The following is a 13,007-nucleotide window of genomic DNA, read 5'->3' as shown; positions in this document are numbered from 1 at the left end:
CGGGAGAGGTGGGCGCTGGCTTCGCAGCGGTGACCTGTATCGACCGGTCGCGGGTCCCCTCTCCCGTTCGGGAGAGGTGGGCATTCGGGCTGATCGGCGAATTTTCGAGCCGCGATGAACCCGAGCGGAACGGCAGGCCGGATGCCTGATCGGCACTATACACCCTGAGGTTGTAACGTTCTGTGGATTGGAACGCTCAGGCAAGTCCGCGCGGGGTGCGCGCGGTGCGCCCGCGCGCCGGCGGATCCATGGTAGGGCCGAAGCGGGCTCCGGACGGATCCGCAGGTCCCGGCAGCCGGCCCGATCCTCGCCGCGCTCGTGCGGGCATCGGCCCTGACGGATCGCGGTGACGGCCTTGCCCTATCTCCACCTGTCACCCGGCTGGGCGCAGCGGCGGCTGCGCCGGCACCTGGAGCGCCGGGCGAGCGGGCGCATCATCCGCTGGATCTCGATCCCCGCGGGCGCGCCCGAAGACCGCGCCGGTCCGGAGACGGGCAGGGTCGAGGCGATGGAGGGCGCGGCGGCCAACGTCCTGGCCTTCGCGCCGCGCCCCTTCCCGAGCGACGGGCCCGACCGGGACCGGGCCTGAGCCCGACCCGCGAGCCCCCACGCTCGCCTCAGGCCGCCTCCTCGCGGGAGCCGAGGCGCTTGTCGAGATAGGCCTCGACGGTCTGAGTCAGTTCGTCGACCTTGCCGTCGAAGAAGTGGTTGGCGCCCTCGACCATCTGGTGCTCGATGATCACGCCCTTCTGGGTCTTCACCTTCTCGATCACCGGCATCACCTCGCGGGCCGGGGCGACGCGGTCCTCGGAGCCGTGCACGAACAGGCCGGAGGAGGGGCAGGGCGCCAGGAAGGTGAAGTCGTAGCGATTCGCCATGGCGGCGATCGAGATGAAGCCCTCGATCTCGGGGCGGCGCATCAGAAGCTGCATGCCGATCCAGGAGCCGAACGAGACGCCCGCGATCCAGCAGGACTTCGCCTCCGGATTGACCGACTGCACCCAGTCGAGCGCGGCCGCCGCGTCCGAGAGCTCGCCCGATCCGTGATCGAAGGCGCCCTGGCTGCGGCCGACGCCGCGGAAGTTGAAGCGGAGCGCCGCGAAGCCGCGATTCGCGAACGTGTAGAACAGGTTGTACACGATCTGGTTGTTCATCGTGCCGCCGAATTGCGGGTGCGGATGCAGCACGATGGCGATCGGCGCGCCCTTCTTCTTCGGCGCCTGATACCGGCCTTCGAGGCGGCCCGCCGGGCCGTTGAAGATGACTTCGGGCATGGTTCTCCCATCTCCTGTCGGCGGCCCCGGGGGTCCGGCCGAGAACGCGGCGCCGTCGCGAGGGCGGTCACACGGAGCCTTGACTCAGGTCGCGACACACTTACAAGCGCTCTTAGAATGGTTCTAGGCGATTAGAACGTTTCTAAAGAAGCCCGTACGATGCGTGCCGTCCCGGTCGTCTCCTCGCAGCCGGCCACCTGGAATGCGTGTCGTGCGCGCGCCTTAGCATGATGATGGGGGGCGAAAGCAAGGAAATGTCGGCTCCCGCCCCGAAGGCTTCGATCGCACGCCCATGACAGCAGCCCGCCCATGACAGCAGCCCGCGCCTACCTCGACCACAACGCCACCTCGCCGGTCCGTCCGGAGGTGTCGGCCGCGGTCGCGCGCGCGCTGGACCTGCCGGGCAACCCGTCCTCGGTGCACGCCGAGGGCCGCGCCGCCCGCGCCGCCCTGGAGGCGGCGCGCGAGCAGGTCGCCGCCCTCCTCGGCGCGCCGTCCGCCGGCCTCGTGTTCACGAGCGGCGGCACCGAGGCCGCCAACGCCGTCCTCTCTGGCGCGCTCCGCCGGCCCGGCCTGCCGGCCCCGGCGCGGCTCCTGATCGGCGCCACCGAGCACCCTTGCGTCGCGGCGGGCCACCGCTTCCCCGAGGGATTCGTCGAGATCCTGCCGGTGACGGCCTCCGGCCTCATCGACCTCGCCGCGCTGGAGTCGCGCCTCGACGCCCTCGCCGACGAGCCCCTCCTGATCTCGGTCCACGCCGCCAACAACGAGACCGGCGTCGTGCAGCCGCTCGCCGGGATCGTGGCGCTCGCCCGCCGGCACGGGCGGGCGCTCGTCCACAGCGACGCCGTCCAGGCGGCGGGCAAGGTGGCGATCGATCTCGCCCCGCTCGGCCTCGACGCCCTGACCGTGTCGGGCCACAAGTTCGCCGCGCCGAAGGGCGTTGGCGCCGTCGCGCTCGCCGAGGGCGTCGTCCTCGAGGCGGCCTTCGTGCGGGGCGGGGGCCAGGAGGGCCGGCGCCGCTGCGGCACCGAGAACCTGCCCGGCATCGTCGGGATGGGCCGGGCCGCGGAGATCGCCGGAACGGTCCTTGCAAGCGAAGCCGAGCGCCTCGGGCGGCTGCGCGACGGCCTGGAGGCGCAGGTGCTGGCGCGGACACCCGACGCGACCGTGTTCGGGGCGGGCGCGCCCCGCCTGCCGAACACGCTGAGCTTCGCGGTGCCGGGGCTCGAGGCGGCCACCGCGCTGATGGCCTTCGACCTCGCCGGGGTCGCGGTCTCCTCGGGCTCGGCCTGCGCCTCGGGCAAGGTGGCGCGCTCCCCCGTTCTCGCGGCGATGGGGGTGAGCCCTGCGCTCGCTGCAGGGGCGCTGCGCGTCAGTTTGGGCTGGAACACGGTTGAAAGCGACGGGGCCCGCTTCCTCGACGCCTTCGAACGCGCGGTTTCGTCCCTATATAAGCGGCGAGGGAAAGCGGCCTGATGCGTGCCGCCCCGAGCCATCTCGACAGACCCCCGGCCCTTGACGCCGGCGATGGTAGGAGAAGCTAATGCCTGCAGTGCAGGAGACCGTCGATCGCGTCCGCGCCATCGACGTCGATCAGTACAAGTACGGGTTCGAGACCACGATCGAGATGGAGAAGTCCGAGAAGGGCCTCTCCGAGGACGTGATCCGTTTCATCTCGGCCAAGAAGAACGAGCCTGCTTGGCTGCTCGACTGGCGTCTCGACGCCTACAAGCGCTGGCAGACGATGAAGGAGCCGGAGTGGGCCCGCGTCTCCTACGACAAGATCGACTACAACGACATCTACTACTACGCGGCCCCGAAGCGCGCGGCCGCGCAGTCGCTCGATGAGATCGACCCCGAGATCCTCAAGACCTACGAGAAGCTCGGCATCCCGCTGCGCGAGGTCGAGGTGCTGGAGGGCATCGCGCCGGAGCGCCGCGTGGCGGTCGACGCCGTGTTCGATTCCGTCTCGGTGGCCACCACCTTCAAGGCGGAGCTCCAGAAGGCCGGCGTGATCTTCATGCCGATCTCGGAGGCCGTGCGCGAGTACCCGGAGCTGGTGCAGAAGTACCTCGGCTCGGTCGTGCCGGTGACAGACAACTTCTTCGCGACGCTGAACTCGGCCGTGTTCTCGGACGGCTCGTTCGTCTACATCCCGCCGGGCGTGCGCTGCCCGATGGAACTGTCGACCTACTTCCGGATCAACGAGCGCGACACCGGCCAGTTCGAGCGCACGCTGATCATCGCCGACAAGGGCTCCTACGTCTCGTACCTCGAGGGTTGCACCGCCCCGAAGCGCGACGACAACCAGCTCCACGCCGCGGTGGTCGAGCTCGTGGCGCTCGACGACGCCGAGATCAAGTACTCGACGGTCCAGAACTGGTACCCCGGCGACAACGAGGGCCGCGGCGGCATCTACAACTTCGTGACGAAGCGCGGCGATTGCCGCGGCGCCCGCTCGAAGATCTCGTGGACGCAGGTCGAGACCGGCTCGGCGATCACCTGGAAGTACCCGTCCTGCATCCTGCGCGGCGACGATTCCCGCGGCGAGTTCTACTCGATCGCGGTCTCGAACGGCATGCAGCAGGTCGATTCCGGCACCAAGATGATCCATCTCGGCAAGAACACCACCAGCCGGATCATCTCGAAGGGCATCTCGGCCGGCCGCTCGCAGAACACCTACCGGGGCCTCGTCTCGGCCCACAGGAAGGCGAAGAACGCCCGCAACTTCACGAACTGCGACTCGCTCCTGATCGGCGACCAGTGCGGCGCGCACACGGTGCCCTACATCGAATCGAAGAACGCGTCCGCGGTGTTCGAGCACGAGGCCACCACCTCGAAGATCTCCGAGGACCAGAAGTTCTACTGCCTGCAGCGCGGGCTCTCGGAGGAGGAGGCGACGGCGCTGATCGTCAACGGCTTCGTCCGCGACGTGCTGCAGCAGCTCCCGATGGAGTTCGCCGTCGAGGCCCAGAAGCTGATCTCGATCAGCCTGGAGGGCTCGGTCGGCTAGGCGGGGCAAGGAGATTTCTCCGCGCGGGACCAAGAGGTCCTGCGCGGGCCCCGCTCGCCCGCGAACGTGTTTTCAGACTTTCGGAACGGACTATGCTTGAGATCAAGAACCTCGTCGTGCAGATCGAGGACAACCGCATCCTCAACGGCCTCGACCTCACCGTGAAGGACGGCGAGGTCGCCGCCATCATGGGCCCGAACGGATCGGGCAAGTCGACCCTCTCCTACGTCATCGCCGGCAAGGAGGACTACGAGGTCCTCGAGGGCGAGATCCTCCTCAACGGCGAGAACATCCTGGAGATGGGCCCGGACGAGCGGGCCGCGGCCGGCATCTTCCTGGCCTTCCAGTACCCGCTGGAGATCCCCGGCGTCGGCACCATGACCTTCCTGAAGGCCTGCCTCAACGCGCAGCGCCGGGCGCGCGGCGAGTCCGAGATCTCGACGCCCGACTTCATCCGGCAGGTCAACGCGGCCGCCGACAAGCTCGAGATCAACAAGGAGATGCTCAAGCGCGCGCTCAACGTCGGCTTCTCCGGCGGCGAGAAGAAGCGCATGGAGATCCTCCAGATGGCGTTGCTGCAGCCGCAGTTCTGCGTGCTGGACGAGACCGATTCCGGCCTCGACATCGACGCGCTGCGCATCGTCTCCGAGGGCGTGAACGCGCTGCGCGCGGAAGGGCGCTCCTTCCTCGTCATCACCCACTACCAGCGCCTCCTGAACCACATCGTGCCCGACACCGTGCACGTCATGTCCCAGGGGCGGATCGTGAAGTCCGGCGGCAAGGAGCTCGCGCTCGAGCTCGAGGCCTCCGGCTACGCCGAGTACCGCGCGAGCGAGGCGGCCTGAGCCATGGCGGACGTCACCAATCTCCGCACACCCGCCGAGGCCGGCCTGACGAAGCTGTTCGAGGTCGCGCGCATGAAGTTCCCCACGGGCGTCTCGATCGCCCGCGAGGAGGCGTTCCGCTACTTCGAGGCGGTGGGCCTGCCGAGCCGGCGGGTCGAGGCGTTCAAGTACACGGACCTGCGCGCCGCCCTGAAGGAGGCGGCCCCGCCGGCCGAGGCGCCGCCCGCGGACGCCGCCCGGGCCGCTCTCGAGGCCGCGAAGGGCTTCTCCGGCATCGAGGCCGTGCGCCTCGCCTTCGTCAACGGCCACCTCGTGGCCGAGGGGTCCGACCTCGGCAGCGTGCCGCAGGGCGTGACCGTGACGCCGCTTGAGGCGGCGCTGACGAACAACGACCCGCTGCTCGCCCAGCTCGCCCCGGTCGCCCAGACCCGCGAGAACCCGATCTACCAGCTCAACGCCGCCTTCATGGCGGACGGCGCCCTGATCCGGGTGGCGCCGGGCGCCAAGGTCGCGATGCCGCTGCACCTGCGCTTCGTCGGCACGGGCAGCGACGCCTTCTCGACGGCGACCCGCGTGCTCGTGGTGCTGGAGGAGGAGGCCGAGCTGACGCTGCTGGAGACCCACGAGGGCCCGGACGGCGTCGCCTACCAGCCGAACGACGTCCTCGACGTCGTCATCGGCGACCGGGCCCGCTTCCACCACACCCGGCTCAACGGCGAGGGCCGCGAGGCCGTGGCGCTCTCCACCATCTCGGCCCGGCTCGGCGCCGGGTCGCACATCGAGACGGTGAACCTCGTGACCGGGGCAGTGCTCTCGCGCCACCAGATCTACCTGTACTTCGGGGGCGAGAACGCGACGGCGACCGTCAACGGCGCCACCATGCTGGGCAACGGGCAGCTCGCCGACTCGACGCTGCTCGCCGATCACGCGGCCGTCGGCGGCGTCAGCCGCGAGCTGTTCAAGACGGTGATCGACGGCGACGCGACCGGCGTGTTCCAGGGCAAGATCATCGTCGAGCAGGTCGCCCAGCAGACCGACGGCAAGATGAAGTCCGACTGCCTCCTCCTCACGGACGAGGGGCAGATGATGAACAAGCCGGAGCTGGAGATCTTCGCCGACGACGTCGCCTGCGGCCACGGCGCCACCTGCGGCGCGCCGGACGAGGACCTGCTCTTCTACCTGATGGCCCGCGGCCTGCCGCGCCAGCAGGCCGAGAGCCTGCTCGTCCAGGCCTTCCTCGGCGAGGCGGTCGAGGCGGTCACGCACGAGGGCGCCCGCGCCGCCCTGATCGGCGAGGTCGAGGCCTGGCTGGCGAGGCGGGGCTGAGCGATGAGCCCCTCTCCCGATCCCGGGGGAGGGGCGTCCGGCGTCACGCGGAAGAGTTCATGAACGCACCCGTCCTACAGACCCCCTACGACGTCGAGGCGATCCGGCGGGAATTCCCGATCCTGTCGCAGACCGTCTACGGCAAGCCGCTCGTCTACCTCGACAACGCCGCCTCCGCGCAGAAGCCGCGGGCGGTGATCGACGCGATGGTCGGCTGCATGGAGGGTGCCTACGCCAACGTGCACCGCGGCCTGCACTACATGGCCAACGCCGCGACGGAGGGCTTCGAGGGCGCCCGGGAGACGACCCGGCAGTTCCTGAACGCCGCCTCGACGGACGAGATCATCTTCACCCGCAACGCCACCGAGGCCTACAACCTCGTGGCGAGCTCGATGGGCTGGGCGGGGCTGATCGGCGAGGGCGACGAGATCATCCTCTCGATCATGGAGCACCACTCCAACATCGTGCCCTGGCACTTCCTGCGCGAGCGCCGCGGCGCCGTGATCAAGTGGGCGCCGGTGGACGACGACGGCAACTTCCTCGTCGAGGAATACGAGAAGCTCTTCACGCCGCGCACCAGGATGGTCGCGCTGACCCACATGTCGAACGTGCTCGGCACGGTGACGCCGGCCGAGGAGATCGTGCGCATCGCCCACGCGCACGGCGTGCCGGTGCTCCTCGACGGCGCTCAGAGCGCGGTCCACCGCGAGATCGACGTGCAGGCGCTCGACTGCGACTTCTACGTCTTCACCGGCCACAAGGTGTACGGGCCCACCGGCATCGGCGTGCTCTACGGCAAGAAGGCGTGGCTGGAGCGGCTGCCCCCCTACCAGGGCGGCGGCGAGATGATCCGCACCGTCACCGAGGATGCCATCACCTACAACGACCCGCCCCACCGCTTCGAGGCCGGCACGCCGGCGATCGTCGAGGCGGTCGGCCTCGGCGCGGCGCTCGAGTTCATGATGGGCGTCGGGCGCGACCGGATCGCCGCCCACGAGGCGGCGTTGACGGACTACGCGCAGGACCGGCTCTCCGCGATGAATTCGGTGCGCATCATCGGGCAGGCGCGGGACAAGGGCGGCGTCATCGCCTTCGAGGTGAAGGGCGCGCACGCCCACGACATCGCCACCGTGATCGACCGCCAGGGCGTCGCGGTCCGCGCCGGCACGCACTGCGCGATGCCCCTCCTCAGCCGATTCGGCGTCACCTCGACCTGCCGCGCCTCCTTCGGCCTCTACAACACGAAGGCCGAGGTCGACGCCCTGGTCGAGGCGCTCGCCAGGGCCGAGGCGCTGTTCGCCTGATCAAGTCGCCGAAAGGTTCGCGAATGTCCGATGCAACGATCACCGGCGGCACCAACGCCCCCGCCGTGGCGGCCGCCACCGCCATCCCGCCGGAAGAGCTCGACCGGCTCACCGACGACATCGTGGCGGCCCTCAAGTCCGTCTACGACCCCGAGATCCCGGCCGACATCTACGAGCTCGGCCTGATCTACAAGGTCGACATCGCCGACGACCGCACGGTGGCGATCGACATGACCTTGACGGCGCCGGGCTGCCCGGTGGCGGGCGAGATGCCGGGCTGGGTCGAGAACGCCGTCTCGGCGGTGCCCGGCGTGCAGGCCTGCACGGTCACGATGGTGTTCGATCCGCCGTGGGACCAGAGCCGCATGTCCGACGAGGCCCGCGTCGCCCTCGACATGTGGTGAGCTAAGACGCGGCCCCGAAGCCGAGCCCGTCGTAGATGTCGGCGAGCGCCAGGCGCGCGCCGTTCTCGCCGAGCTCGATCACGTCCGTCAGGGCCTCGTAGGTCTCCGGCTCCCAGCCCTCCGCGCCGCGCCGGTACAGGACGGCACTCGGGAACAGCGTCTCGACGAGGAGGATGCAGGCGAGGCTCGGGTGACGCCGGTACTCGTCGAGCTTGCGGAACCGGTCGATGTTCGCGGTCGAGGGCGACAGGACCTCGACCACGAGGCGCGGCGCGCGGTTCTCGTAGGCGTCGCGGACGAGCTCGCCGCACTCCACGGTGACGTCGGGGCGCCGCAGGGTCGCGATGCCGGTGCGCAGGGCGATGTCGTCCGTGGTCGGGCGGCAGCCGGTCCCGCGGAGCTGCGTCCCGAGGCTGACGATGATGTTGACGGTCGCCCGGTCGTGCTGGGCGCTCGCGCCGGTCATCATCTTGACGGTGCGGCACCGGCACACCGTCGACGAGTTCGTGGAGCCCGTCCTGGCCGCGCTGCCACAGGAAGAACTCCTCCGCGCTCATCCGCCGTGGTGCCGGTTCAGCCACGTCCCGCCTCCTCGCCGGCTTGGGCCCGCTGCCGAGCCTACCACAGGAAGCGGGCCGGCTGTGTCCTCGCGGCGGTGGATTCGCCCCCTCGGGATGCTTATCTTCCGCGCGTCACCCCGTACGCACCCGCCCGGGCCTTGAACCCGGCTGCCGGAGAGCATCGATGTCATCAGGTTTCAAGGTCATGTCGCTGACCGACGCGGCGGCCGACCGGATCAAGTCCATCATCGCGGACGCGGACCGCCCGATCGCCGGGCTGCGGGTCGGCGTGAAGAACGGCGGCTGCGCCGGGATGTCCTACACGATGGAGTACGCGGAGGCGCGCAAGCCCGGCGAGGACATGGTCGAGGACAAGGGCGTGACCGTGTTCATCGACCCGAAGGCGGTGCTGTTCCTGCTCGGCACGCAGATGGATTTCCAGACGAACAAGCTCTCCGCGCAGTTCGTCTTCAACAACCCGAACCAGACCTCCGCCTGCGGCTGCGGCGAGTCGGTGGCGATCACGCCCGCCAACCCGGAGGCCCTGCGCGCCTCGGCCTGAGGCGCTCAGGCGACGCGGGAAAGGTCGGCGATCGGGGTGCGGTCGTCGACGCAGCGGTTGCGGCCGCCGCGCTTGGCCGCGAACATGCACAGGTCCGCGCGCTCGAGCAGCGAGACGGGGGTGTCGCCGGGCCGGTAGGCGGCGATGCCGAGCGAGACCGTGACCTTGCCGAGCGACTCGCCGGTCGAGCGCTTGACGAGCTCCCGGCCCATCACGCTGGTGCGCACCGTCTCGGCGATGCCGCGCGCCGTGTCGAGGTCGGTGTCGGGCAGGAGGATGCCGAACTCCTCGCCGCCGAACCGGGACAGGGTCGCGCTGAGGCGCACCTGCTCGCGCATGACGATGGCGACGAGCCGCAGCACCTGGTCGCCCGTGAGATGGCCGTAGAGGTCGTTGAAGCGCTTGAAGAAGTCGATGTCGAGCACGATCAGGCTCGACGTGACGGGCCGCGTGGCCGCGTTCTCGACGATCTTCGCCAGCATCTCCTCGAAATGCTTGCGGTTCGAGAGGCCGGTCAGCGGGTCGGTGAGGCTCTCGATGCGGGTCGCCTCCAGCGTCTCGCGCAGGCTCTCGATCTCGGAGCGGCTCTCCCGCATGCGGGCCTCGAGCGTCCGGTTGTTGGCCGCGACCTCGCGGGTCGTGGCGACGAGGGAGGCGACGATCTCGCGGATGCGCACGCGGTTCAGGGCGGCGCCGGCGAGGTCGTGCGAGAGCGCCCGCAGCGATTCGCCGTACTGGGCCGTCGAGCCGAGCGAGAGATCGATCATCTCGGTGATCGCCTCGATCTCGGAGAGCACGCTGGCGCTCATCTTCTCGGCGGCGATCGTGAGCCGGCGGCCATCGATATAGGTGTCGTAGAGGGCGTCGACGTCGCTGTCGCAGAGGCAGCCGTTCTGGGCGGTCAGGCGCTTGATCGCGTCGTTCATCAGGGGCTGCGCGCCCGAGACGTACGTGTACCAGACGGTGTAGGCCCGCGGCGTCGCCGAGGAGCCGTAGTCCCGCATCAGCTCGTTCGCCCGTTGGGAGAGTGCGAAGGTCCGGTCGCGGTCGTGATGACTGCCCTCGCTCATACCCAAACCACCTCTCCCACCGCGCCGCCGGTGCGACGGCCGGCACGTCGGTGAGACAATGCATCCGCGAGGATGGATGGACGGTTAAGCGGTCCCGGAGGATCGGGACGGAACGAGCCCCTTATTTGCGCTTCTTGACGGGGGCCGGCCGCAGCAGGAAGGCCGGCACATGGGCGCCGAGGCCGACGGGCGTCTCGCCCTCGTCCTCCTCGTGGCGCCGGCGTCCGCGCCCGGACCGGTCCGCTTGCGGACGCTCGGGCCGCTGGCGCGCCGGCGAGGCCGGCGCCGCAGCCTCCCGCGGCATCGACGCCGCACGGGACGCCGAAGCCTCGCGGGGCGCCGAAGCCTCGCGGGACGCCGAAGCCTCGCGGGATGCAGACGCCTCGCGGGGTGCGGACGCGTCACGGGATGCGGAAGCCTCCGCGCCCTCGCTCCGCCCCCGCGCGCGGGCACCGCCCCGGCGCGAGGTCGTGCCCGCGCCGCTGCCGTTCTCGCCACCGCGGCGGCCGCGTCCGCGCGCCTCGCCGCCGCGACCGCGGTGGCGGGTGCGCCCCTCCGTCTCCCCGTCCGAGGCCGGGAGCGAGGCGAGGTCGCCGTCGAACCACGGGATCGGCTGGCCGATCAGGGATTCGATCGCCTGAAGCGAGCGGTCGTCGCCGCGGCTGACCAGCGTGAAGGCGTGCCCCGCCCGGCCCGCGCGGCCCGTGCGGCCGATGCGGTGGACGTAGTCCTCCGGGTGGTGGGGCACGTCGAAGTTGAAGACGTGGCTGACGGCCGGGATGTCGAGGCCGCGGGCTGCGACGTCGCTGGCGACGAGGAGCGGCGTCTCCCCGCTGCGGAACCCGTCGAGGGCCGCCATGCGGGCGCGCTGGTCCATGTCGCCGTGCAGGGCCGCCGCGTTGAAGCCGTGCTTGGCCAGCGACTTCTGCAGTTGCGCCACGTCGCGCTTGCGGTTGCAGAAGATGATTCCGTTCCTGAGCTCGCCCTCGGCCCGGATCAGGGCGCGCAGGCGCTCGCGCTTCTCGTGGCCCTCAGCTCCCGTGGCGACGAGGCGCTGCACGATCGTCGCGGCGGTGGAGGCGGGGCGCGCCACCTCGATCCGCTGCGGGTTGTGCAGGAACATGTCGGCGAGCCGCTCGATCTCCGGCGGCATCGTCGCCGAGAAGAACAGCGTCTGGCGGGTGAAGGGCACCATCTTCACGATGCGCTCGATGTCCGGGATGAAGCCCATGTCGAGCATGCGGTCGGCTTCGTCGATGACGAGGAGCTCGACGCCGGTGAGCAGCAGCTTGCCGCGCTCGAAATGGTCGAGCAGGCGCCCGGGGGTCGCGATCAGCACGTCGGTGCCGCGCGTCAGCTTGGCGTCCTGGTCGGCGAAGGAGACGCCTCCGATGATCAGGGCGACGTTGAGCTTGTGGTTGGTGCCGTAGCGCTCGAAATTCTCCTCGACCTGCGCGGCAAGCTCGCGCGTCGGCTCGAGGATCAGCGTGCGGGGCATCCGGGCCCGGGCGCGCCCGGCCTCCAGCATCGTGAGCATCGGCAGCGTGAAGGCCGCCGTCTTGCCGGTGCCGGTCTGCGCGATGCCGAGCACGTCCCGGCGGGCGAGGACGTGCGGGATGGCCTGGGCCTGGATCGGGGTCGGTTGGGTGTAGCCGGCGGCGGTGACGGCCTGCAGGACCTTGTCGCTCAATCCGAGATCGGCAAATGACATCTTCTTTTGAGAACCGTTGCGCGCGGGAAGGTCGCCGGCCGGCGCGGAGGAGATCGTCGCGGCAACGGCATTGACGGCTGTCTCGTTTCCCGACCCGCCGCGCATGCGAGTGCCGGCACACTTAGAGTGTTGCCGAGGCTTGTCAATCTGCGATGCGGGCCGGGCACCCCTTCGGCCGGGACAGGGCCGGGAGATCAGCGCGCGGCGGCGCGGAGCCGGCCGACGACGGCGCAGGGGTCGAGGAAGACGGAGGCCGCGCTGCCCGCGATCGAGCCGGTCGTCTCGGGGTCCGCGCCCCGCGCCGCCGCGACCTGGGCGCCGCGCTCCGGCGCCGGGTGCAGGCGCGAGAGCCCGTGCGCCGCCGCGCAGCCGAGGACGAGGGTCACGGCCGCGACCCGCAGGGTCCAGGCCAGGACGGGCGAGCGGCTGTCCGCTCCGGACGGGGTCTCATCGGGCATCGGCGGGGACACTGCCTCGGCGAGGCCGCGATGGAAGCCACGGCCCTCGAGGCCGAGATTTCACGGACAGGGTTAAGGCTCCCCTACCGCGGCTGGGCAGGGCGTGGCGGCGACTGCCCTGAACTAAAGCGCCGCCCGGCGTCCGATTCCGCACGATCCTGCAGACTTTGGGCGCAGCTTCCGTTCATTCTGACAGGATTGTGGCTGCATTCCTTCATACTCTCGCAAGCTTTGTTCGCGTCCGCCACCGTGTGCGCTGGGACACTTGCTCGGACGCCGAAATCTTACCTCGCTCTAACCTTCACGTTTCGTTGACTCCTTGGGGCTTATCTGGACGGGCTTGTTGCACGAAAGCGACAGACCCGATCGCTCCCGCAGCCTAAAAGCGCGCCGGCTTTCGCCAGACAGGACCAGTGATGATGAAAAAGCTTCTCCTTGCCTCCACCGTTCTCGCCGGCATGACGGCCGTTGCGTCGG

General features: G+C 70.1%; 13 protein-coding genes. 8 read left to right on the top strand and 5 right to left on the bottom strand.

Annotated features, from left to right (window positions below; genetic code table 11):
- Positions 1 to 346: 346 nt before the first annotated feature.
- Positions 347 to 589 carry a hypothetical protein gene (locus tag MOX02_RS23415; RefSeq protein ID WP_147028239.1) on the top strand — a complete coding sequence of 81 codons (243 nt, stop codon included), beginning with the start codon at positions 347 to 349 and terminating at the stop codon, positions 587 to 589.
- A gap of 28 nt (positions 590 to 617) precedes the next feature.
- Here MOX02_RS23415 and MOX02_RS23410 read toward each other — a convergent pair whose 3' ends face one another.
- The gene (locus MOX02_RS23410; protein ID WP_147028238.1) at positions 618 to 1,274 is read right to left on the bottom strand and encodes an alpha/beta hydrolase; all 657 of its coding nucleotides are present in this window, start codon (positions 1,272 to 1,274) and stop codon (positions 618 to 620) included.
- A gap of 309 nt (positions 1,275 to 1,583) precedes the next feature.
- Between MOX02_RS23410 and MOX02_RS23405 the strand changes: the two genes are divergently transcribed.
- From MOX02_RS23405 to MOX02_RS23380, 6 genes are all read left to right on the top strand, one after another.
- The gene (locus tag MOX02_RS23405) at positions 1,584 to 2,753 is read left to right on the top strand and encodes a cysteine desulfurase family protein (protein ID WP_147028237.1); all 1,170 of its coding nucleotides are present in this window, start codon (positions 1,584 to 1,586) and stop codon (positions 2,751 to 2,753) included.
- Positions 2,754 to 2,820: 67 nt separating this feature from the next.
- Positions 2,821 to 4,290, top strand: coding sequence for a Fe-S cluster assembly protein SufB (gene sufB / locus MOX02_RS23400; RefSeq protein ID WP_147028236.1), 1,470 nt, complete (start codon positions 2,821 to 2,823; stop codon positions 4,288 to 4,290).
- Positions 4,291 to 4,382: 92 nt separating this feature from the next.
- Positions 4,383 to 5,135, top strand: coding sequence for a Fe-S cluster assembly ATPase SufC (gene sufC / locus MOX02_RS23395; protein WP_147028235.1), 753 nt, complete (start codon positions 4,383 to 4,385; stop codon positions 5,133 to 5,135).
- Positions 5,136 to 5,138: 3 nt separating this feature from the next.
- Positions 5,139 to 6,461, top strand: a complete 1,323-nt coding sequence (gene sufD / locus MOX02_RS23390) for a Fe-S cluster assembly protein SufD (RefSeq protein ID WP_147028234.1) — start codon at positions 5,139 to 5,141, stop codon at positions 6,459 to 6,461.
- Between the two features lie 59 nt (positions 6,462 to 6,520).
- Complete coding sequence (locus MOX02_RS23385; RefSeq protein WP_147028233.1) at positions 6,521 to 7,765, top strand: cysteine desulfurase; 1,245 nt, start codon at positions 6,521 to 6,523, stop codon at positions 7,763 to 7,765.
- Between the two features lie 23 nt (positions 7,766 to 7,788).
- Complete coding sequence (locus MOX02_RS23380; RefSeq protein WP_147028232.1) at positions 7,789 to 8,169, top strand: SUF system Fe-S cluster assembly protein; 381 nt, start codon at positions 7,789 to 7,791, stop codon at positions 8,167 to 8,169.
- Between the two features lies 1 nt (position 8,170).
- Here MOX02_RS23380 and MOX02_RS23375 read toward each other — a convergent pair whose 3' ends face one another.
- Complete coding sequence (locus MOX02_RS23375; RefSeq protein ID WP_244948450.1) at positions 8,171 to 8,638, bottom strand: Uma2 family endonuclease; 468 nt, start codon at positions 8,636 to 8,638, stop codon at positions 8,171 to 8,173.
- Between the two features lie 275 nt (positions 8,639 to 8,913).
- On the opposite strand from MOX02_RS23375, the gene MOX02_RS23370 reads away from it, so the two are divergent.
- Positions 8,914 to 9,291: a HesB/IscA family protein gene (locus tag MOX02_RS23370; protein ID WP_147028231.1), complete on the top strand. Its 378-nt coding sequence runs from the start codon at positions 8,914 to 8,916 to the stop codon at positions 9,289 to 9,291.
- Positions 9,292 to 9,296: 5 nt separating this feature from the next.
- On the opposite strand, the gene MOX02_RS23365 is transcribed toward MOX02_RS23370, so the two are convergent.
- From MOX02_RS23365 to MOX02_RS23355, 3 genes are all read right to left on the bottom strand, one after another.
- A complete protein-coding gene (locus tag MOX02_RS23365; RefSeq protein ID WP_147028230.1) occupies positions 9,297 to 10,361 on the bottom strand; it encodes a GGDEF domain-containing protein in 1,065 nt (354 codons plus the stop codon).
- Positions 10,362 to 10,482: 121 nt separating this feature from the next.
- Positions 10,483 to 12,072: a DEAD/DEAH box helicase gene (locus MOX02_RS23360; protein WP_147028229.1), complete on the bottom strand. Its 1,590-nt coding sequence runs from the start codon at positions 12,070 to 12,072 to the stop codon at positions 10,483 to 10,485.
- 194 nt (positions 12,073 to 12,266) lie between these two features.
- Complete coding sequence (locus MOX02_RS23355) at positions 12,267 to 12,530, bottom strand: hypothetical protein (RefSeq protein WP_147028228.1); 264 nt, start codon at positions 12,528 to 12,530, stop codon at positions 12,267 to 12,269.
- Between the last annotated feature and the right edge of the window lie 477 nt (positions 12,531 to 13,007).

The sequence above is a fragment of the Methylobacterium oxalidis genome (genome assembly GCF_007992195.1).
Lineage (GTDB): Bacteria > Pseudomonadota > Alphaproteobacteria > Rhizobiales > Beijerinckiaceae > Methylobacterium > Methylobacterium oxalidis.
Note: the sequence above shows the minus strand (reverse complement) of the source record. Positions and strands in the feature narration are given on the sequence as shown.

What these genes read in the sequence shown, in the direction of transcription:
- MOX02_RS23355 (WP_147028228.1), bottom strand. Translation starts at nt 12,530, where the DNA reads ATGCCCGATGAGACCCCGTCCGGAGCGGACAGCCGCTCGCCCGTCCTG.
- MOX02_RS23410 (WP_147028238.1), bottom strand. Translation starts at nt 1,274, where the DNA reads ATGCCCGAAGTCATCTTCAACGGCCCGGCGGGCCGCCTCGAAGGCCGG.
- MOX02_RS23360 (WP_147028229.1), bottom strand. Translation starts at nt 12,072, where the DNA reads ATGTCATTTGCCGATCTCGGATTGAGCGACAAGGTCCTGCAGGCCGTC.
- sufC (WP_147028235.1), top strand. Translation starts at nt 4,383, where the DNA reads ATGCTTGAGATCAAGAACCTCGTCGTGCAGATCGAGGACAACCGCATC.
- sufB (WP_147028236.1), top strand. Translation starts at nt 2,821, where the DNA reads ATGCCTGCAGTGCAGGAGACCGTCGATCGCGTCCGCGCCATCGACGTC.
- MOX02_RS23380 (WP_147028232.1), top strand. Translation starts at nt 7,789, where the DNA reads ATGTCCGATGCAACGATCACCGGCGGCACCAACGCCCCCGCCGTGGCG.
- MOX02_RS23405 (WP_147028237.1), top strand. Translation starts at nt 1,584, where the DNA reads ATGACAGCAGCCCGCGCCTACCTCGACCACAACGCCACCTCGCCGGTC.
- MOX02_RS23370 (WP_147028231.1), top strand. Translation starts at nt 8,914, where the DNA reads ATGTCATCAGGTTTCAAGGTCATGTCGCTGACCGACGCGGCGGCCGAC.
- MOX02_RS23365 (WP_147028230.1), bottom strand. Translation starts at nt 10,361, where the DNA reads ATGAGCGAGGGCAGTCATCACGACCGCGACCGGACCTTCGCACTCTCC.
- sufD (WP_147028234.1), top strand. Translation starts at nt 5,139, where the DNA reads ATGGCGGACGTCACCAATCTCCGCACACCCGCCGAGGCCGGCCTGACG.
- MOX02_RS23385 (WP_147028233.1), top strand. Translation starts at nt 6,521, where the DNA reads ATGAACGCACCCGTCCTACAGACCCCCTACGACGTCGAGGCGATCCGG.
- MOX02_RS23375 (WP_244948450.1), bottom strand. Translation starts at nt 8,638, where the DNA reads ATGATGACCGGCGCGAGCGCCCAGCACGACCGGGCGACCGTCAACATC.